The 19,994-nt window shown below is 61.0% G+C and carries 10 protein-coding genes and 1 pseudogene; 6 read left to right on the forward strand and 5 right to left on the reverse strand.

Annotated features, from left to right (window positions below; all coding sequences use genetic code 11):
- Nucleotides 1-13 precede the first annotated feature (13 nt).
- The 6 genes from BLA15945_RS09485 to BLA15945_RS09510 all read left to right on the forward strand — a co-directional run bounded on the left by BLA15945_RS09485 (nucleotide 14) and on the right by BLA15945_RS09510 (nucleotide 9,090).
- Nucleotides 14-2,383, forward strand: a complete 2,370-nt coding sequence (locus BLA15945_RS09485) for a TonB-dependent receptor (RefSeq protein WP_174992153.1) — start codon at nucleotides 14-16, stop codon at nucleotides 2,381-2,383.
- A 41-nt stretch (nucleotides 2,384-2,424) separates the two neighbouring features.
- The gene (locus tag BLA15945_RS09490) at nucleotides 2,425-3,105 is read left to right on the forward strand and encodes a Fe2+-dependent dioxygenase (protein WP_174992154.1); all 681 of its coding nucleotides are present in this window, start codon (nucleotides 2,425-2,427) and stop codon (nucleotides 3,103-3,105) included.
- Nucleotides 3,106-3,272: 167 nt separating this feature from the next.
- Nucleotides 3,273-4,070, forward strand: coding sequence for a hypothetical protein (locus tag BLA15945_RS09495; protein ID WP_233464162.1), 798 nt, complete (start codon nucleotides 3,273-3,275; stop codon nucleotides 4,068-4,070).
- Nucleotides 4,071-4,830: 760 nt separating this feature from the next.
- Nucleotides 4,831-6,780, forward strand: coding sequence for a Xaa-Pro dipeptidyl-peptidase (locus tag BLA15945_RS09500; protein WP_174992155.1), 1,950 nt, complete (start codon nucleotides 4,831-4,833; stop codon nucleotides 6,778-6,780).
- A gap of 158 nt (nucleotides 6,781-6,938) precedes the next feature.
- Nucleotides 6,939-8,675, forward strand: a complete 1,737-nt coding sequence (locus BLA15945_RS09505) for a S10 family serine carboxypeptidase-like protein (RefSeq protein WP_233464163.1) — start codon at nucleotides 6,939-6,941, stop codon at nucleotides 8,673-8,675.
- A gap of 13 nt (nucleotides 8,676-8,688) precedes the next feature.
- The gene (locus BLA15945_RS09510; RefSeq protein WP_059240535.1) at nucleotides 8,689-9,090 is read left to right on the forward strand and encodes a hypothetical protein; all 402 of its coding nucleotides are present in this window, start codon (nucleotides 8,689-8,691) and stop codon (nucleotides 9,088-9,090) included.
- Between the two features lie 178 nt (nucleotides 9,091-9,268).
- On the opposite strand, the gene BLA15945_RS09515 is transcribed toward BLA15945_RS09510, so the two are convergent.
- From BLA15945_RS09515 to BLA15945_RS09535, 5 genes and pseudogenes are all read right to left on the reverse strand, one after another.
- Nucleotides 9,269-12,154, reverse strand: coding sequence for a hypothetical protein (locus tag BLA15945_RS09515; protein WP_174992156.1), 2,886 nt, complete (start codon nucleotides 12,152-12,154; stop codon nucleotides 9,269-9,271).
- Between the two features lie 359 nt (nucleotides 12,155-12,513).
- A pseudogene (locus BLA15945_RS09520) lies at nucleotides 12,514-13,017 on the reverse strand (helix-turn-helix domain-containing protein); the annotation flags it as partial.
- A gap of 300 nt (nucleotides 13,018-13,317) precedes the next feature.
- Nucleotides 13,318-14,115 (reverse strand): SMI1/KNR4 family protein, encoded by a 798-nt coding sequence (locus BLA15945_RS09525; RefSeq protein ID WP_174992157.1) that lies wholly within the window; start codon nucleotides 14,113-14,115, stop codon nucleotides 13,318-13,320.
- On the reverse strand, nucleotides 14,115-18,689 hold the full coding sequence (locus tag BLA15945_RS09530) for an RHS repeat-associated core domain-containing protein (RefSeq protein ID WP_174992158.1): 4,575 nt from the start codon (nucleotides 18,687-18,689) through the stop codon (nucleotides 14,115-14,117). Before BLA15945_RS09530 ends, BLA15945_RS09525 begins: the two co-directional genes overlap by 1 nt.
- Complete coding sequence (locus BLA15945_RS09535; RefSeq protein ID WP_174992159.1) at nucleotides 18,686-19,984, reverse strand: hypothetical protein; 1,299 nt, start codon at nucleotides 19,982-19,984, stop codon at nucleotides 18,686-18,688. The genes BLA15945_RS09530 and BLA15945_RS09535 overlap by 4 nt, the downstream gene beginning before the upstream one ends.
- Nucleotides 19,985-19,994: the final 10 nt, after the last annotated feature.

Below are 19,994 nucleotides of genomic sequence, written 5' to 3' on the forward strand. Positions count from 1 at the left end.
ACCGGCAGGATTCATGTCGTCGTCTCTTCAACGGGCCGGCCGATCGCCGTCGGCCTTGCTGTCGAACCTGCTGGGCGCCACGCTCGGGCTGGCCATGCTGTCGGCCGCGCATGCGCAGCCGGGTATGCCGGCCGCCGCGCCGGATGCGTCGTCGTCGGGCGCCACGCTGCCCGCGATCGATATCCACGCGCATTCGTCGCCGTACCGCACCGAATTCCTGCAATCGGACCAGTTCACCGCGCCGCTGCTGGACATCGCACAGAGCGTCGCGGTCATCCCGAAGAAAGTGCTCGACGAGCAGCAGGCGCAGAGCCTGCAGGACATCCTGAAGAACGTGCCCGGCATCACGTTCACGTCGGGCGAGGGCAACCTCGGCTGGGGTGACATGTTCACGATCCGCGGTTTTTCGGGCGAGCAGAGCATCACCGTCGACGGCATTCGCGACGCGGGCCTCGCCGGACGCACGGATACGTTCAACGTCGAGCGCGTCGAAGTGTTCAAGGGCACCGGCACGATCGAGTCCGGCGTCGCCGCGCCCGGCGGCAGCGTGAACCTCGTCAGCAAGGAAGCGCATGCCGGCGACGCGTACCACTTTTCGACGACGCTCGGCACCGCCAGCTACCGCCGCGTGACGGCCGACCTCAACAAGCAGTTGACGCCGACGTCGGCGTTCAGGTTGAACCTGATGCGCCACTACAACGCGGTCGACGGCCGCGCTGTGACCGACTACGACCGCTGGGGCGTGGCCGGTTCGCTGGCGCTCGGTCTCGGCACGCCGACGCGCGTGACGATCGACTATCTGCACCAGAACGACGTGAACACGCCCGACACCGGCGTGCCGATCGCGCGCGGCACCGGCGGCGCGCGGATGCCGGGCGTGCCGCGCAACGGCTGGTACGGCGATCCGAACCTGTTCACCGATCGCGAAGTGACGGACCGCGCGACGGTCAAGGTCGAGCACGACTTCAACGACAACGTGCGGATTTCCAACCTCAGCCGCTTCGAGCAGACCGACCGCATCACCGTGCTGTCGCCCGCGCGCTTCAATTCGACCGGCGGCACGTCGTACGGCTATGGCGGCACCGGGCCGCTCGTTACGAGCGGCGCAGGGCTCGCGTCGTACAGCGGCTATGCGCCGCTCGCGAACCCGTCGTCGCTGGCGGTGCTGCGCGGCAGCAACTACGGCACGTCGAAGCGCTATGACATCGTGGCGAACGAAACCAACCTGAATCTCTCGTTCGACACGGGCGGCCTGCATCACGACGTCGTCGCGGGCGCCGAGGTCTATCACGAGCGCTACGGCGATCTTGCGCGCACGATTCTCGCGCCGTCGGTGAACCCGGTGATGAACCTGACGAACGCATACGGCACGAGCATGGGCGGCGTGCCGACGCTGGAAGGCGGCGCGGGCGACTATGCGTCGCTGACCGATGCGGGCGTGTACCTGCGCGATACCGTGACCGTCACGCCGAAGTGGATCGTCGAGGGCGCGGTGCGCTACGACCGTTTCTCGCTGAAGCAGGTCAACGGCGCGGCGAACGCGCACACGGTCGCGCGCAGCAACGACGGCGCGTTGAGCGGCCGGATCGGCATCACGTACAAGCCGGTGCCGTTCGGCAGCCTCTATGCGACCTACAGCCGGGCCGCGCAGCCGTCCGCGGTGGGCGCGACGACCAACAACGTGATCTACGGCAACACGTCGAGCCAGGACCTGCAGGCGGCCGTCGCGCAGACGTGGGAAGTCGGCTCGAAATGGGATCTGTTCGATCACCGGCTGTCGGTGACGGGGGCGCTGTTTCGCACGAAACTGTCCGATTCGTGGGATTACGGCGACGGCACGACGACGGTCGTTCGTGCGCTGCCGCCGCGCCGGGTGGACGGCCTCGAGCTCGGCGTGTCGGGCAACCTGACCGAACGATGGTCCGCGTTCGCGGGATTCGCCGCGATGCGCGGCCGCATCACGAAGGGCGCGAATGCCGGGCTGCGGCCGGCCAACGTGCCCAACGCGACGTTCAACCTGTGGACGACGTATGCCGTCACGCCGAAGCTGTCGGTCAGCTACGGCGCGCAGTACGTCGGCACGCGACGCTATACCGACAACGGCTACGTCGGCGGTCAGAACAACAACAGCAGTACCGTGAACGGCGCGAGCGGCAAGCATCCCGTCTACGTCGCGGACGGCGAAAAGGCACCGTCGTTCTGGCTGCATTCGATCGCCGCGCGCTACGAGGTCGACAAGCATCTGACAGTGGGGCTCAACGTGCAGAACCTGTTCGACACGTTCTACTACTCGGCGATCGGCGCTTCGCTCGACGGCTTCCAGCTGTATGGCGTGCCGGGAGCCGGGCGCACCGTGATGGCAACCGCCGATATCCGGTTCTGACGCCTGCGCGTGTCCGCATTCATTTCGAAGGAAACCACACGATGATGATCGAGATTCCGGGTGTGTTCAGCCCGGCAGAGGCCGCCCGGCTCGTCGAGCGGCTGCGCGCTGCGCAATGGGTCGACGGGCGTGCGACGGCCGGTGCGCAATCGCGGCGCGTGAAGGAGAACCGGCAACTCGACGGCGACGATCCGCTCGCGCGCGAGATCGGCGACGAGATCATTCGCCGTCTCGCACAGAATGCGGTGTTCATGTCGGCGGCGTTGCCCAGGCGGATTTATCCGCCGCTGTTCAACCGATATGCCGGCGGCGAGTCGTTCGGCTATCACGTCGACAATGCAGTGCGCGGCGTTCGCGCGTCGCGCGAACGTGTGCGCACGGATCTGTCGGCCACGTTGTTCCTGAACGACCCGGCGAGCTATGACGGCGGTGAGCTCGTCGTGCGCGACACGTATGGCGAGCATCGCGCCAAGCTCGCGGCTGGCAGCATGATCCTGTACCCGGGATCGAGCGTGCACAAGGTCGAAGCGGTGACGCGCGGCGAGCGGCTGGCGTCGTTTTTCTGGGTCGAGAGCCTTGTGCGCGAGGATGCGCAGCGGAGCCTGCTACTGGATATGGATGTCGCGATCCAGCGGTTGACGCAGCAGGACGCAGATGCGGAGTCGTTGTTGCAACTGACCGGCGCGTATCACAACCTGTTGAGGAGGTGGGCGGATGTCTGAGCCTCGCGTGGCCGGATGACATCCCGAGATCGAAATCCACCAGGACGAGACGCAAATCCACCTGGAACGGCGTGGGGCGGGGCAGAATAGGGCGAACGTGGCGAATGCCGGCCGTTGTCGGCCGATCGCCGACTCATGACAATCCAACTCGTCTCCAGGCGTTCCAGATGGCCACTATCCTGCGTCTATTCCGGTCGGCACCACGAACGACGGCGGGCGTCGCTTGCGTCGTCAGCCTGCTCACGGGGTGCGCCGCGATGACTTCATCCGTTCCGGCCGATCCCGAGCAGCAGTTCGTGACGGAGCAGCGAAACGCCAACATGCTGTACCTCCAAAGCCTGGCCGCGTACAAGCCCGCTTTCGAGAATCCCGGCAGTTTCAGTCGCGCGCAAGTGCTGGCGAAGTACGACGCGATGCTTTATCAATACTCGGTCGCCGCGGTCAGCTATATCCGCACGGTTTATCCGGCCGCCAGGCAAACGCTGCCGCCGTCCCTGCAGCCGTTGCCTGCACCGTCCGGCCCGGTCGGTATCGCGGACGTGAACCGGCACTACGAGCATGCGCTCGAGATGAACGCCGGCATGTGGGAGATCGGCATGGCGGCGGATTTCGGCAAGCCGTCGAAACTGGCGGTTCCGAAATACAACGGACCGTTGCTGTTCATGCCGGTTGCGCCGCCTTTTCCACCGTTGCAGGACGTTCGCGATCCCCAGTTCGCGCGGCTGGTGACCATGACCAAGAAAGTGGACGACGCGCAGAAGGCAGACCTTGCTCGACAGAATGCAGCGAACGCGAAACTGATGGCAGAGACCGCCGCGCGCAGAGCGGCAAACCGCCCGCCGGGGCCGGATCCGCTTGACTCGATCAATCCGCGGACCGGGTTGCCGTATCCGCCGCCGGCACAGGAGACGCAGCGCTGGTGCACGATGATGGGCAATGGCGTCGGCGGTCGGGTTCCGTGTTGACGCGTGGAGATCGGCAGCAGGGTGGTGGGATGAGTCGGCGACAATATGATCCGGATACACGAAAAATCACCGATTTTCCGCTTCAACTGAATTGACTTTTCAGCGTGAAAAATGGCTCTGCGGACATCAGCCGCCATCCACGATGCGGCTGATGCGACGATAGCAGGGATACCACATGCAAACGTCAATGCATTGCGAGTGCAGGCGGAAATTTCTTGAATTCCGGTCGAAATATTTCGGATTCGGCTTTGAATTGATCAATTAAATCGATTCGAGAAATAAAGCATGGAATCACACCGAGCGGCAAAACTGCCGCTCCCGCATCGCCTGCCTGGCCGAAAGTAACCGCGCGCCAAAACGTGCCGGTTCCGGTTTGACGGCACGCCGCGACAGGCGCCGACGGCCACTGCGTCCGGTTCCGGAAACCCGCCACTGTGGCGGATCTCATCGAACACCCTCCCGTTCGGCGACCCGGTCGTCTCCGTGCTTTTCCATGTTCGACAAGGCTCGCGACAGCGGAATGGTCCACGCGTGCGGACACACGGCACGCCGACATCGTTGGCCGGTCCGACCTGTACCGCGAGCGCCAACGACGTAATCCCCACGTCGGCATTCCGGCACGGAAGTTGTCACTCTTTTAAGAATTTCCTTGACATCCGTAATACGGATGTCATTTCATACGGTCTGAAATATTTCACAGTGTTACAAAGAATTCGACTCATTAGTTTAGTTTTCCTCAATAAACAGGGTGTCGGAGAACATGAAAAAAACACAATGGGCGGGGGATCGTCCTTTTTTTGGGAGCAATGCCCGGCTGCTGAGTCTGCTGGTGCCGATTGCAATCCAGCTGGCCGGATGCGGCGGGGATGATTCGGCTTCGCCGCGCGCATCGAACGACGGGAGCGGCCAATCGACTCAACCCGGCACCGTGACGACGGCCCCCGTGCCGGCACCCTTTACGCCGCCCACGCCGGTGCCCGAAGTCGGCGCGCAGTACGAGCGCTCGCCGACCGGGTTGTCCTATCCGAAGCTGGCTGCGCTGTATCCGGGACACGATGGCCCGACTGTCGAGAACGGCATGATCTTGCCCTGGCTGTCGATGCGGCCGCCACTGAAGCTGAACGTGATGGTGCAGACCCCGTTCGACACGGACGCGGACGGCAAACCCGACCGGATCGCGCTGCGCATCGTGCAGCCTGCCGAAGTGGCGGAGGGGCTCAAGACACCGGTCATCGTGCGGCCGTCGGTGTACTACGCGGATCCGACTTACGCGACGCAGGCGCGCGCGCCGTTTCTCGGCGAGGCGGAGTATCTGCGGATGGGTTACACGATCGTCTACGCGGATTCGATCGGCACCAACCAGTCGGACGGCTGCTGGTCGGTGATGGACCGTACCGAACGCGACGCGATGGCGAGCGTCGTGCGTTGGTTGACGGGCGACCCGGTCGCACCGGGTTTCGACCCGCAGGGCAAACAGGTTGCGGCATCCTGGTCGACCGGGCACGTCGCGATGGAGGGGATTTCCTATGGCGGCACGTTGCCCACGATGGTCGCGGCGACGGGGGTGCCGGGGCTGGAGGCGATCGTGCCGGTGGAGGGCATCAGTAGCGGGTACGACTATTTCCGTTACAACGGCGTGATCGCGGATATCGACAACACGGTATCGCTCGGCAGCTACATGAAATCCCAGCAGGCGTCCGCTCGTGCGCCAATCTGCGAACCCGCGCGCGTCGCGGCCGTCACGGCTTCCGACAACACGACCTATGCGTACAACGAGTTCTGGAAGGCGCGCAACACGGTGTCGCTCGTCGACCGGATTCAGGCCGCTACGCTGATTGCACAGGGGCAGGCCGACAACAACGTCAAGACGAAGAACGCGACGCAACTGTACGACGCGTTGTATCGCGCGAAGAAGCCGGTGCAGCTCTGGCTGCACAGCCGAAACCATGACGATCCCGCGTGGCAAAAGGAATGGCAGAAGCAGATCGCGATGTGGTACTCACGCTATCTGTTCGGCGTCAACAATGGCGTCGAGACGCAGCCGACGTACGTTCGGGAGACGCCGGCGGGTGACATCCCGGTTGGCGCAACGCTGCCTCCCGATCCGAACAACACGGACGACACGCTGATCGGCCACTGCCATTCAGGCCACAATCCGCGCGACTGCATTCCGACGGGTGAGCTGTTCATCAAGGAGGATGCATGGCCCAAGACGGCCGACACGTCCTACTACCTGCGCGGCGACGGACGGGCGGGAGGATTGCTGACGCCGAATACGGCGGAGGGCACGCCGGCTGCGTCGGTCGATTTGAGCAACGCCACGGCCGTGACTTACGAGACGAAATCGCTCGCGAACGCGACCCGCTACGCCGGCGCGATCCGGGTCGCGATGCGTGGCCGGTTTGCGCCGGCCGTCACCAACATCAAGGCCACGTTGTCGGTGGACGGGCACGACGTGACCTACGGTTGGGCAAATCCGCGCTTCTACAAGGGGCTGGAGGTCGCACAACCGATCGCGCCGAACACGGACTACGATTTTTCGCTGGAGATGATGCCGCGCGATTTCACGGTACTGCCGGGCAGCAAGGTCAAGTTGAAGCTGGAGGGCTACCAGGGCACGTCACTGGTGACGCTCGACCTGTCGCACACGGTGCTCTCGATGCCGGTTGTTCCGAAGGCACGCGTCGCGGCAGTCATGATGGCGAAGTAGCAGGCGGGGCACGTTGTGAATCGATAGCCGGCGGCGGGACGTCTCGCCGACGCTATCGGGCATGACGCGGTATGCGACGCAAGGTTGTTCGGGTTGATCGAAGTCGTTGTGTGTTTCTAAGCATATCTAATGAATTGAACTGTTCAGGAGATTGATCGATGACGATAAGAATTCCAGTCTGGGCCGTGGCCACTGCGCTCGCCACGGCAGTACTGGCAGCATGCGGTGGTGACGACCCGTCGTCCACTGCCGTGAGCGCGGCGAACACGACAGTCACCTCGCCGTCAACGCCGGTCACCGCGTCAGAGGAGTCCGAGCTGGATGTGTTTGCAAGAGTCGCGCCGGCCGACAAGGTGCTGAACGACGGCAACACCTACGACACGACGCTCAACGGATCGATCGCGTTGTCCAGGATCAACGAGGATTCGTCGGTCAAGCGTCACACGATCACGATCAACGGGAAGGTGTTGCCGTATGTTGCGCGCGCCGGGCACCTCGTTGCCTACCGGCAGAACGGGTCGGGCAAGAAGGCCGAGGCGGCGATCTTCTACACGGCGTACACGCGTGACGCGCTGCCCAAGGAGAATCGCCCGGTCACGTTCTTGTGGAACGGCGGCCCCGGTTCGGCGTCGATCTGGCTGCACATGGGATCGTGGGGCCCGAAACGGCTCAAATCCGACGCACCGAACATGGCCGATCCGACGAAACAGCCCGACAGCTTCCCGTTCGAGGACAATGCGATTTCGCTGCTCGACCAGTCGGATATCGTTTTCGTCGATCCGCCAGGGACCGGCCTCTCCACGGCCATCGAGCCGCTCAAGAACGGCGATCTATGGGGCACCGACGATGATGCCCAGGTCGTTGCCGACTTCATCACGAGCTATACGAACAAGTACAACCGGCAGAGCTCGCCGAAGTACCTGTACGGCGAATCCTACGGCGGCATCCGCACACCGATCGTCGCCAATCTGCTGGAGCAGGCGGGTACCAGCGGCTACGCCCCCGATCCGTCGGGCAAGCCGGCCAAGGTCCTGGCGGGGTTCATCCTCAATTCGCCGCTCGTCGACTACAACTCCAATTGCGACATGATGCGCGGGACGGTGACCTGCGAGGGTTACATCCCGTCCTACGCGATGACGGCAGACTACTTCAAGAAATCCGTCAAGCGCGGTACGCAAACGCAGGAGCAGTATCTTGGCGAGCTGCGCACGCTGGCGAGGGCGACATTCCAGACGACCTACGGGGCCTATTTCACCAACGGCCGGCCGAACAACCAATGGAATGCGTACGCGGCAAGCACGGCCGGACAAGCGCTCCTGAACCGGATGGCCGACTATACCGGGATTCCCGCGTCGACCTGGAAGAGCGCGTTCAACTACACGCCGGGGCCGTTCCGAAGCGCGCTGGTTCCCGGTTACAACCTCGGGCGCTACGATGCGCGCATGAAGGTACCGAACGGCAACAGCTTCGCGGCGGACAGCTACATCGACGTGGCCTTCCTCAATCAACTCAAGACGTATTTCCCCGATTTCGTCAACTACAAGACCCAGTCGAGCTACGAACCACTCAATAGTGCGACGATCTCGAACTGGAAATGGAAGCGGGCGGGGAGCAAATACTATTACCCGCAGAGCATTACCGATATTCAAGCCGTTCTCACCGCGGACCCCGATGCCAAACTGCTGATTCTTCACGGTTATGAAGATATCGCGACGCCAGGATTCCAGACCGAGCTGGATCTCGAGGGGGTGAACCTGAGCGATCGCATCCCGGTCAAATGGTTCGAAGGCGGGCACATGATCTACAACACCGAGGCATCGCGCGCGCCGCTGAAACAGACGATCGACAGCTATTACAAGTCGCCAGCGCGTATCGCGGACGGTTCCTTACTGTAAGCCGAGGACAGCTATGAAAATCGTGACTTATGTTGGTTTCACCGTAGCCGCCTCCGTCATTTCGATGTCGGGCATCGGCGCAGCGCTTGCCTATGACGATTTGCCGAAGCCGCCGCCGCCGCCCGAGGGCTGGGTTCAACCGCCCAAGCAATCGGAGGGCTCCGTGACGCGAGACGTCGATAACCAGGTCGCCCAGCGTTTTACCGCCGCCACCGGCGGCAATCCCGACGGACTCTTGTCGAAGCAGCAGGCCAAGGCGGCTGGCTGGGGGCTGGTCAGTGACCATTTTTCGGAGATCGACCGTGCAGGGACGGGTTATGTCCGGCTCGACGACGTGCTGCGGTTCATGTCTGAACGAACGCCGCAGCACATCATGCGCATGAAAAATGCGACGAAACAGAATCAGCAGCTGTGACGTGAGGGGGATTCCCCGCTGCGGGTGGCGGGGAGTCTTGTTTTGGCCGCGTGGGAATCGCTTGGGTCGGCGCTGCGTTCTTCATCCCCTTCGGGGGGCGGTGCCGATGAAAAGTGGATGACACGCGCCAGTCGAGCTTTTGCGCGCCGAGCGTCTCGACGCGCAAAAGCTCGCACCTTCAATCCTGCGCGGATTGGACACCCAAGCCCATCGCCGCCTTGCAGGCGTTTGCGACGTCGCCACGGGGGCGTCTGTCGAGGAAGGCTTGCCGCGAGTCAGCATCGAGCGGACGGAACATCTGATCGATCAACTGTGCGCGCGTCGCGTCAGGTACTTCCCTGAAGATGGCGTCTGGAATTCCGGCCAGATATTTCGCACGCTTGTCGGCGTCGGCGAGCCGGCGCACCCCCTGCAGCAGCGATTGCACGCCGCGCAAGCGAATCGACGGATCGTCGGACGTCCAGTCGAGCGCTGCGAGCGTCGCTCGAAAAGCGACGATTCGAGTGCGCGTCCTTTCCGATACACCGGGCATTCCTGCATTGATCAGCCCGTCGAGCAGCTCGTCGGCAATTTTGCGATCTGGTTTGCCTGTACGAAAGCGCGTCAACGAATGTTCGTCGAATGCGATCACGCGCGCCATGTGTTCCACTACCGAGGCGATCCGGTTGACTGTAAATCTGCTCCGGGCGTTGTCGCGATGCAGGTTTGCGCGCATGCGCTGTGTCGTCGCGGACAGGCTCGCCTCCATGTCCTGAGATTCGGCTTCCGCGACGCCGATTCGTGCGATCTTGTCCTGCAGCGGTAGCGGTGGAGTACGCGCTGCGCCGTCCGGATCGATCTCCTTCATTGCGCTATCGACGAGCGCCATCACGTGCTTGCGTGCCTCAAGGGTGCCCCAGGCGCTGCGGGGCGTGCGCATGAGCAGGCCAGGTGTGTAAAACATCTCCATCAGTTCGCCGCGCGACTCCAGACCGAACGACAGCCGGATGCTCGACTCGACGTTGATCTTCGTCGTCGACGCGAAGGCGAAGCTGTCGCGTGTCGCAATCGAGTCCATGAGGTGGCCCGGCCGGGTGAAAACCGTCGGCCTGCCGCTGGCGAATCGAAAATACTGATCGGGCGTCTGGGCGTATTGCATTCGGGCGAGGGGAAGGCCTTCGTCGTACGTATCGAATCCCAGGTGCTCCGCGCTTGCGCCAAAGCAGGCAGTCCGAACGAAATCGGCATTGCTTGCCGCGCGTTCCAACAACGTGAATTCATGCGGATCGCCGCTGCGCAAGAAGTGAATCAGCAGTTGCATTTCGTCGTTGCCGGCCCAGCCGGTCGCCCGTTCGCGCAGACGCAACTGGTGCCGGGCTTCGTCGCTGGTTGCGTCGTCGGCGGAGAGCAGGGCGATGCTGCCCGCCATGACCTTCGCCGTGGCCAGATTCGCGTACTTCTGGTAGCTCTTGCAGATCAAGAAGCGTACCCGTCCCGCGGCGATATCGGGCGAGAAGCGGTCCAGTAACGCCTGCATGTCGCCGCGGCGTTCAATCGTCGTGTCGAGCACAACCGTGAGGGGCGTTTCCGCGCGGACGGTCTGCCGCTCGTGCAGCAGGCCATCGAGTTTCCCGATCAACACGTGCACGTTCCACGCGCGTTCCTGGTCGTCGGGGCCGCGTTTCTCCGTGGTGCTGGGATTGAGTGTCGCGCTTACGACATCGCTGTCTTCGACGATATTGTCAAGCCTGAGCAACTGCATGATTTCGTAATAATCGGGCGCAACCTTCGTCGGCGCCGACGACGCCAGTCTGACTTTGTCGTGGCCACTCAGATCCGCGGCCAACTCGAATGCCCACGCCAGTGCGCCCATGCCGCTCGAGGTCAGGAAAATCTCGGGCGCGGCAATGCCGTTCTGTCCGGCAACCGTGCCCATGCGTGTTGCGAACTGGTCGTGAGCGGCCTGTTTGAAATCCGCTTCGCCATAGGGGCGCGCAGCCATCAGGACAACCTGCAATTCCTCGATCATGGCCTGGTACGCATTCGCGAAGCGGTCGCTGCGTTGGGCGAGGGGCGGCATTGCCTCCGCAATGGCGATCAGTGATTGAAGACCGCTGGCGAGAATCGCTGAGTGCTCGAGTACTTCCGCCTTTCCGCTGCGTTCGAGAACCTCGGCCATGTCCGCGATCAGCGCCGCGCTGGTTTGTGCGAGCGCATGGGCCGAGTGGTGTTCGGGGATGGCGCGCAGCGCCGCGATGCAAAGCCCGGGCGTTTCATTGCGAAGGCGCGCGAGGAGGCGGCGATTGCTGATCCCGGGATCCATGACCTCGTCTCGAACGAGGGGGCACGTGAGGCTGGCGATTCGATACGCGGACGGCCGGGCACCCATCATCGTGGTCCACTTGTCCAGAATGTCGGCATCGTCCGCAGAACCGCATCGAATCGCTGTCAGCCCTGGTGCGATCGTGATGATGGGCATGCGCGCCGATTCGACCCGGCCCGTTATCGTTTCGACTCGGCTCATCATCTGCCAGGCGGCATCGTCGCTATGGACAAAGACGACGTTGTCATTGGGGTTGCCGCCTTGCGCTTCATAAAGCGCAAGGCAATCCGCGTGAAACCGCTCCGACTGGAATTCGCGCTGATATTTCCCGGTGTAGGGGCTGTCGAAGCGCAGTTCCGCAAGCGTATTCCGATCTTCGCGGTAGCTGGCCAGGCTGATCCCGTACTGCGCGCTTATCGCTTCTGCGCCGGGCAATGCGTTCAGCGTTTTCCTGCGTCGGGCGGCGTAGGAATTCATGCTGAGTTGATCGATCGCTACTGCGTGGTCGTACACACGCTGACGAACAAAGTTGTGCCTGAGGTCTGTCGACAGCGCACCATCGGCGTCGGGCAGGTGTCGAATCGAGGGCAGCGTGGCCGCGCGCCGTAGCGAATGCTGGCGCGGACGGAGAGGGTAGTCCGGCGATTGGGCGTTGCCGTCGCGAGGAGGCGATTCGCCGATCGCCGTGGCGGACGTTCCCGTCTGGGGCACTGCGTCATTCGATCGATCAGGAAGCGGAGGCAGGCCGGGCGTGATGCGCATAGGGTGCTCCATGCTGCTCGAATAGGTTCGCATGAGCCGGCCATTCCGGCATGTCGATCGATGATTCCGCCGTCGCCGGGCATCACGACCGGGGACGGTCTGCGACACGATCCCGCGTGAACGTGTGTACCTTGCTGCATGCCGTGGCGCAGCGGTGTGCCGACCGCGGCTGGGCCGGGAATGCACGATGCGGCGCGGAGATAGGCAATGGCCTCAACATGCTAGAACGCAAGATCGGTACGCGCTGAGGCAAGACGAAAAGCAAGCGCGCGAAACGAAGGTGTGATGGGGCCATTGCAGCCTCCGGCTGCTGGGCATTTTGCGGTCGGACGCTTGCACGGTGCGAAAGCGGTAATTTGTCGAGTCGTCGTGTTGTCCACATTTACCGGCTGCTTGCAGGCCGGCGCCCGTTCCTCGAACCATCGATGATCGCTGCCGTCGATCTGGATCAGTTCGCCCAGGCAGGCCCGGCGTGCTCGTGGCTGATAGACCTTGGGCGGTCGTTGCCGGCGCGGAATCCAGAGCCCAGCGTCCGTCATCAGCTTCCTGACCGTTTCCTTCGACAACTGCAGCCCGTGACATTCCCAGAGCTTCTCGCAGGCCAGCGTCGGGCCAAAATCGGCGTAGCGCTCGCGAATTAGGCTCAAGGCTCGATGAGCCAGATCCTCGGGCAGTTGATCGTTGCTCACGTGGCCACGACGCTGCGAAACCAGTCCGGCCGGGCCAGCAGCACGATACCGGGCGACCAGTCGTTCAATCTGTCGTCGACTGATCCCAAGCCGTTCTGCGGCTCGCCAAGGCATCAGACGCTGCTCGACGATGGCGTCCACGACCTTCAGACGATCCAGCTCCCGCATGCTCATGGTGATCAGTCCAGGATGGCCCACGATGCGCTCCGGCAGTCCAGATCGCCGCCAGCATGCGCTCAACCCCTCGAGCTACGACATTTCAACTTTGCTCTTACACCCAAACCATCGATAATTCACGTTATGTAAAATCAGTTTTGTTCGGCTCGAGATGGGGCGCGCCGATCACGGCAGCCTGCATCCCCGGCATCTTGTTGAGCTGCGGGATCTGCGCAATACCTGTACAAGGCACTACACGGCCACGTTGCGTCAAGCGAATGCCTTCCAACTCGTACGCGCTCGACTCCGTACTGAAGCTCAAATGTCGATGTCGCGAATCACTCTCACCCTGACCCCGCCACGAGCGCGAACTTCCGGAAGCGTCGGCTCTTTGACCACTCGTCTCAAGCTTCCCGTGCCTGTTTTTTCCAGAATGCGATCGCCTTCCTCGAACGCCGTTATTTCGCTGTTGCACGATATCTCGATCTTCAGGCCGTTGTTCGGTGCGCCTGCGTAGGCCAGTAACAATGAATTTTCCTTGCGCCCGCAATAGAGTCGAGCATCGGAGAACCATTCTTCCAAATATCCGATATCGGCCAGGGTTGATTTGATCGCGTCAATCGTGATTTCACTGTTGAAATTTTCATAATGCGCAGTCAAAGCCAGTGTTGCTCGCTCGTATAGGAATGCGCGCTGATACAAAAAAGACGGCAGATTTCTGCATAAAATATCACCGGGAAGGCCGTCATTCAAAAAGACGACGGGTGGATTGACGGAGTCCTGCTCCACCCACAATCCTATTCCTTCAAATACATCGCCAGTCGCAAATGGAATGCAACGTTCGAATTTTATGTCAGGGATATCTTCACGCAGGTCTTGGCAGTAGGTGGTGACTGTTCTTGCTCGAGAGTCGGCACGTAGCCTGTTGAGCAAGCCGCCGTCACTATCTCCCAGATGCATCAGGTATGCGCGATGCACGGCCGGCAATCTTTCACCAATAACGTCCTCAAGAGCCGAGATCTCGCTTTCCCTGGCTGCCTTTATTGCGACGCCATATTCGGAGTCGAATCGAGAAATATAGGCGATCAGTTCATTGATCCAGTTATTGTCGTCCATTAATGCCACACCTCTCGGGAAGTTCTTCTGGCGAATCGATTGATAACCCCCTCATTCAAGCTGCAATTGTCGCACGGTTCCATCTGGGTTGGCTCGAAAACGCCTTCCTTATCCTTGTATCGTTGCGGAACCTCTTGCTTTCCCGGGTGATTTTCGTCGAGGGGCCATTGATTTTCATTGTATGGCCCGTTGACATTATCGAAGCCCGTGATTTTGCTGTTTGTCTGGTGAGCTGCAGCGGCGGCTCGCGGTTCCGCACAGTTGTCCTTGGCTATTCCTCCAGGCCTCTCAGGAGAGGATCCCAAATGGTTCGTATTCATCGGTTCGGTTGACGCGGAAACTCGCCAGGTACCCGGACTGTCCCGATTGAGATAGTCCTGGATTCGTGCGGCGTCTTCATTTGAAAATTTTTGCCCAGACAAGCCGACCGACCGGGTTCCATCCTGGTGCGTATAGACCGCGATCGACCCGGGCATCTTTCTCTTGGACACACCTGTATCCAGAAGCGCGTCATACACCTGCAGGCAGGCATCGTGAGCTTCTTTGGTTCGCGCCGGGTATTTGTTCTTTGCGCCCCTTTTAATCTTTGGCGGGTCCGCGTGATGTAGCTCCGTCGATTCGGCCTCGCCCCCACGGGCATCACGACCCTTGGGAGCGGGGTCGTTGGTTTGGGCATGCCGCGCGTGCAGTCCAAGTACGTCAACCAGGACAAGGGGATTTGCCGGATAGGCATAGAGATTGATACCACCTGCCTGCCCCATTGGATCGGATTGAAGGTATCGACCCAGTGTCGGGCTATAAGATCGGAATCGGTTGTAGTGCAGTCCGGTTTCTCTATCGAACCAATGTCCCGGCCATCGAAGATCGTATTCAATCGAGTGCCCATCGGCGACCCGGATCGTGCCGTATGGATCAAGATCGTCGGCTCGCCAGACCTCATTCTGGCGTTCGTCTTCGATCCATTCCGGGAGGCCCGCCTGGTTGCAGAATACGAAGTAAGCGCGGCCCGTCTCGGGGGCAGCATCGACGTTCGGGTAATCGACGAACATGAAAGGAAGGAGTGCGACCTCGTTGACGTAGACGTAGATTCGCACTGCGCCTGTGGGACCGATTTCGGCCGCCAGCCGATCGTTGTCCCAGTAATACGAAGTCCGCTGGTCGCGAACGGTCGTTTCCACACGCCGGCAAAGCCCGTCGTATGCAGCAGTCCATGAATGCGGCCTGTCACTCCACTCCACCCTGACCAACAGGTCCATTCCGTCGTAGTGGTACGTTTGCCGCCGTCCGTCACCCGTCAAATGTTCGGCAAGATGGTTGCGATCGTTATAGCGAAAGATGCCGGACGACGCGGTGGAGAGACGATTGCCTTCCGAATAGCGCATCCATGAGCAAGTCGGCATCGATAGCACGTTCCCGCCGGGATCGTATGCAAATTGACGGATGGGCCACCCATCGCGCCTCTCGCCAATCAGGCGGTGTGCCGCATCGTAGTAGAAATCGATGACACCGCTCCTGCCGTCAATTGTGCGTAGAAGCTCCCCCGTTTCGCCATATTGGTAACTCGCATGATTCTTCCTGACTGAACAGGCCTCCGGCCAGATCAGTCTTCCCGTACATCGACCCGCGGCGTCAAAGGTATAGGCCGAATTCGTGCCGTTGCCCAACTGCACGAGCATCTTCGTATCGGCTTCGCGAGATACATGATGGATGCCCCCGGTCGGCGTAATGATTCGCTTCCGGCCTGAACCGACCATTTCGTAGCGGACCTGGAATTTTCCCAGGTAAGTGGTTCGCGAAAGACCGTCTTCCCCATAGATATGCTCGATACCCATGCCGTCGCGTTTATCGGAGGTTCGGCGATGCTCATCATCGAACGTCCGCGTAACATCGAATCGGTCGGTCGAGGCTATCGTGTCGTTGCCGAACGCATCGTAGCCGTAGAAATGCGTCTCTCCAGTCGAAAGCAGCCGTTTGCTGTACAGGCCATCATTCCCCACCTGCAGTCGAAGCAGCGTGTTACCGGCACCGTCGCGTTTTTCGATCAGCCGGTCGCCGGCATCATAGACATAGGTCTCGCGCAGTGTGCCGTGACGCACGACGCTTGTGATACGGTTCTTGAAATCGTACGTGTATGCACTTTCGTTGCCATTCGGGTCGACGATCGTGGAAATTCTACGATTCGGTGAATAGCGAAAGGACGTGGTCGATCCCATCGGATTTGTTTCACTGCCGCGGAGATGCCACGACGCGGCCGAATATCGATATGTTCCACCGCCGGGGTCGTGCCGGGCTTTCAACATACCGGTGGCATCATGTTCGAAGCGTTCGACGTGGCCATGCGGATCGGTACGCTGAACCAATCGCCCCATCGCGTCATGCCGCTCTCCCGGCGGATCTTCGGACGTTGCGAAAACCGACGTTATTTGCCAACCGTCGTAGTCGAGATCGGGCGGCAATAATATGCTGCCGGCGGTACTGATCGTCTCCTCTTCTCCCCAGTGCAATCCGATCGTGGTATCGGGAACGTGGTGAGCCAATGAGTTCGGCAAATTCGGTGCGTCGTCCTTGGGCGGGACGATATTTCCCCAATGGTCCATTCGACCGACGTTGTGCCCGCTGGCGTCATAGAGCCAGCGCAGCACGCGGCCACCTGAGTCCGTTTCCCTGACAACGCTTCCGTAACGGTCCAGGTGGTATTCCGTTGCTCCTCCATACGGATCTACGACGCGGGTAATCGTCCCTGCTTCGTTACAAAGAATCGTCCACTTCCCGCCGTTACCCTCGGTGACGATCGTTCTTCCAGGGTGGTACTGGAATCGTACATGCCACATGCCGTCCTGCCCGGTGCTTTCAATGCATCGGCCGCTACTGTCGTATCGGTATGAAAACGCGTACCCGTTTGCGTCCACGAGTCGCGCGATTCGCAAATTCTCCCCGTACTCGTATGTCGAAACGGCTCCGAGAGCATCGTGGGAACGTATCAGGCAGTCGCGTTCGTCATATTCGTATCGTGCAATCTGCTTGCTTGATCCGTCGATGTCTATCAGATCGACACGGACGATTCTTTCGAAGTCGCCGTATTGGAATGCAATGACACGCCGGGTTTGATCGTGCTCGTGAAATTGTTCGATTGTTTTCAGGAGACCGTTCTCACCCCGGTGCAGGATGCTATGTACGTTGTTGAAGACGTGCTTGATGCAATGGGCAGCCGATTCCGTTTCCTTCTTGAATTCGACATCGCCAGCGTCTCGATGTCGAACGATAAAACGTAGATCGTCCAGTTGCTCAAGTTTGTAGCCTTGGGCATGGCTGCGGTAATTTCCGTCGCTCCTTTTGTCGAAGTGGTGTTCAGTTCCATCGGGGTTCACGTAGATAATTCTAGTTCGGAGAATGTGAAGCTCGTGTTGCCACGAGTGACGAAATCCACGCCCAAGCGTTTGAATGTGCCCGTGCTTGCCACTGCTGTAATATCGAGCCCATCGGAACTGCATCGCCCCCTTGGCTTCGTAATCGACGAAGTCGTTTCGCACATCCCCGGTCACGGGATTGATCGGCTCACCTCGAAACTCGCATTTCAATTCCTGAGGCCGCTTTGGCAACTTGGGCTCGACTCTTTTCCCGACCCCATGCTTCGCCCCATGCCACATCACCTGCGAGTCCGGTAGCGGAAACCCGCCGATCAACACCGTCGGATTCCCCAGCAGCAACGTCCCCATACTCGGCTCGACACCGGGATCCTTGCCCATCAGATTGCTCAGCATCATGAACACGAGATCCGCGGCCGTCTGCGCAGCCATCATTGCCGCCGCGGCGATCTCCCCTTGCGATGCGTCTTCGGCCGCAGTCGCCCCCCCCGACGCCGGCCCGACTGCCGCGTTACCGACCGACCACGCCTTTCCTGCCCGCCCCAACGCTTTCGCCCGGCCGGTCACCTGCGCCGCCTCACTCGCGACCTCTTCGCTTTTCCCGGCAGCACTCGCCGCTTCACCACCCGACTTCCCGACATGCCCCATCGGGTTGCAGTGCCGCGTCATATCGATTCCCATGCGCGCGGCACGCATTCCGCCGATGAACGTATTGCTCGATCCCGTCTGAATATCGAAGTAAGGCGTCAATCCGCCGCAAGTCGGTGCATAGCCGATATCCAGCACACGGGCAGCCGGAATACCGCCGATCAACACGCTCAAACAACCGCTGCCGATCGTCAGGCCGACACTGGGCAACGGAAAGCCGTTGCTTGGCGGATGAGCATGCGCATGCGGCGTGCCGAGGTGGGGAACGCCGATCGTCGCCGCCGGCATCCCCGGCATTTTGTCGAGCAGCGGAATCTGCGCAATACCTGTGTTGAGCAACTGCGACGGCATACCCTGTACGGAGGCAAGCGCATTCACCGCCTCGCTGACATGGTGGAGTGCGCCGCCTTCCGACGAGAACGTCTGCTTGAACGGATCGAAGGTTGACTTGACCGTTCCGAGCAGCGAATCGCACGCGGTATCCGTCTTCGATTCAGACGACACGGTATGGCTCTCGGCGGGTTCGGACGCACGCGTCAAACGGCTTGCCGTTTCACTCATGGTCTTACTCCCTCGTATCCAGACGTCGCGTCACGTATGCCCGGTGCTATGGCTTCCCGCAACCGGGCCATGTACCGCGGATCCTTTTCCAACTCATACGCCCTCGCCTCGGTTTTCAGCCCGGCGTTTCCATAAAGCGATACGAGTCGATCGAGGAGGCTGATGCGCTGCCGTTCGCAGCCGAACTGTTCGCACAATCCCTTCGCGGCGATCCAGCTTTTCGCGGCTTCGGCTGCCTGCCCACATGCCAGCAACGCGACACCGCCCTTCTCCATTGCCTCGATCTTCGTATGCACGAGCATCAGCCTGCCGGCCGCATCGCTTGCCAGACCGAAATAAGTCGCCGCCTTCGCATGTTCGCCAAGCTTGTTGAAACAGCCACCAGTCGCCATCAGCGCGTTGAGCACGACCAGCAAATTCCGGCCATCGAGTGCTGCAGGCAGTGCACGCAGGTACCAGTCCTTCGCATCGCGCGGTGATCCGTGGCGCAATGCGACGTCGCCCAAGCCATGCAACGCGACAGCGCAACCAGTCGAATCCTTCCGCTCCGCATGAAATGAAAAGAGCGCGTAGTACTTGCGCTGCGCATCGGGCAGCCTGCCGTGCGCAAGGTCGATCCCGGCGATCTGCATCAGGGCACCCATGCGCTGCTCGATCGGATGAGCGGCATCATTCGCGATGTCGACCAGATGGCGGGTTGCCTTCTCTGACGAGAAATCGACCGGAAGAATCAGCACATGCTCGGCCTTTCTGTCGCGCGCAAGCGGAATCAGGCACGGATGCTTCCGGTCATCGCGGATACAAAACCGATGCCCTTCCATCCATTCCTCAAAACCGTTCAGCGCCAGGCATTGCAGCACCAGCTTCGCGAACCCGCCGAAATCGCCAAGCGGCGATGGCAACCATGCCCAGACGACCTTGGTGCCTTCCGGCATCAGCGTGCGGACGTGCATGACGGCATCGCGCAGTCGCGTCACCGGCGCGCGCCTCGGGTCGATACAGGTCAGTGGCAACGGCAGCCATCCTGTTTCGCCACGCTCGATGCGCGCGCTGCTCGCTTCGTCGATCTGACGTGCAAGCGCCTCCATGCATGTCTGCAAATACGCATCGGCAGAGTCGCAAGGAAACGGAAAATTAAGGAAAACGGCATCACCAACACGCTCGTCGAGCGACTGCATCATCTTCAGAACCGGCACGACATCGTTGTCGGTTGCCTCGATCAACAGCGTCGGATCGTCGGGCTGATCGACGAACGCTTCGATCGACGATTCGATGGCGGAGAATTCACGATGCATGACGTCAGGC

The sequence above is a fragment of the Burkholderia arboris genome (assembly GCF_902499125.1).
GTDB classification, from domain to species: domain Bacteria; phylum Pseudomonadota; class Gammaproteobacteria; order Burkholderiales; family Burkholderiaceae; genus Burkholderia; species Burkholderia arboris.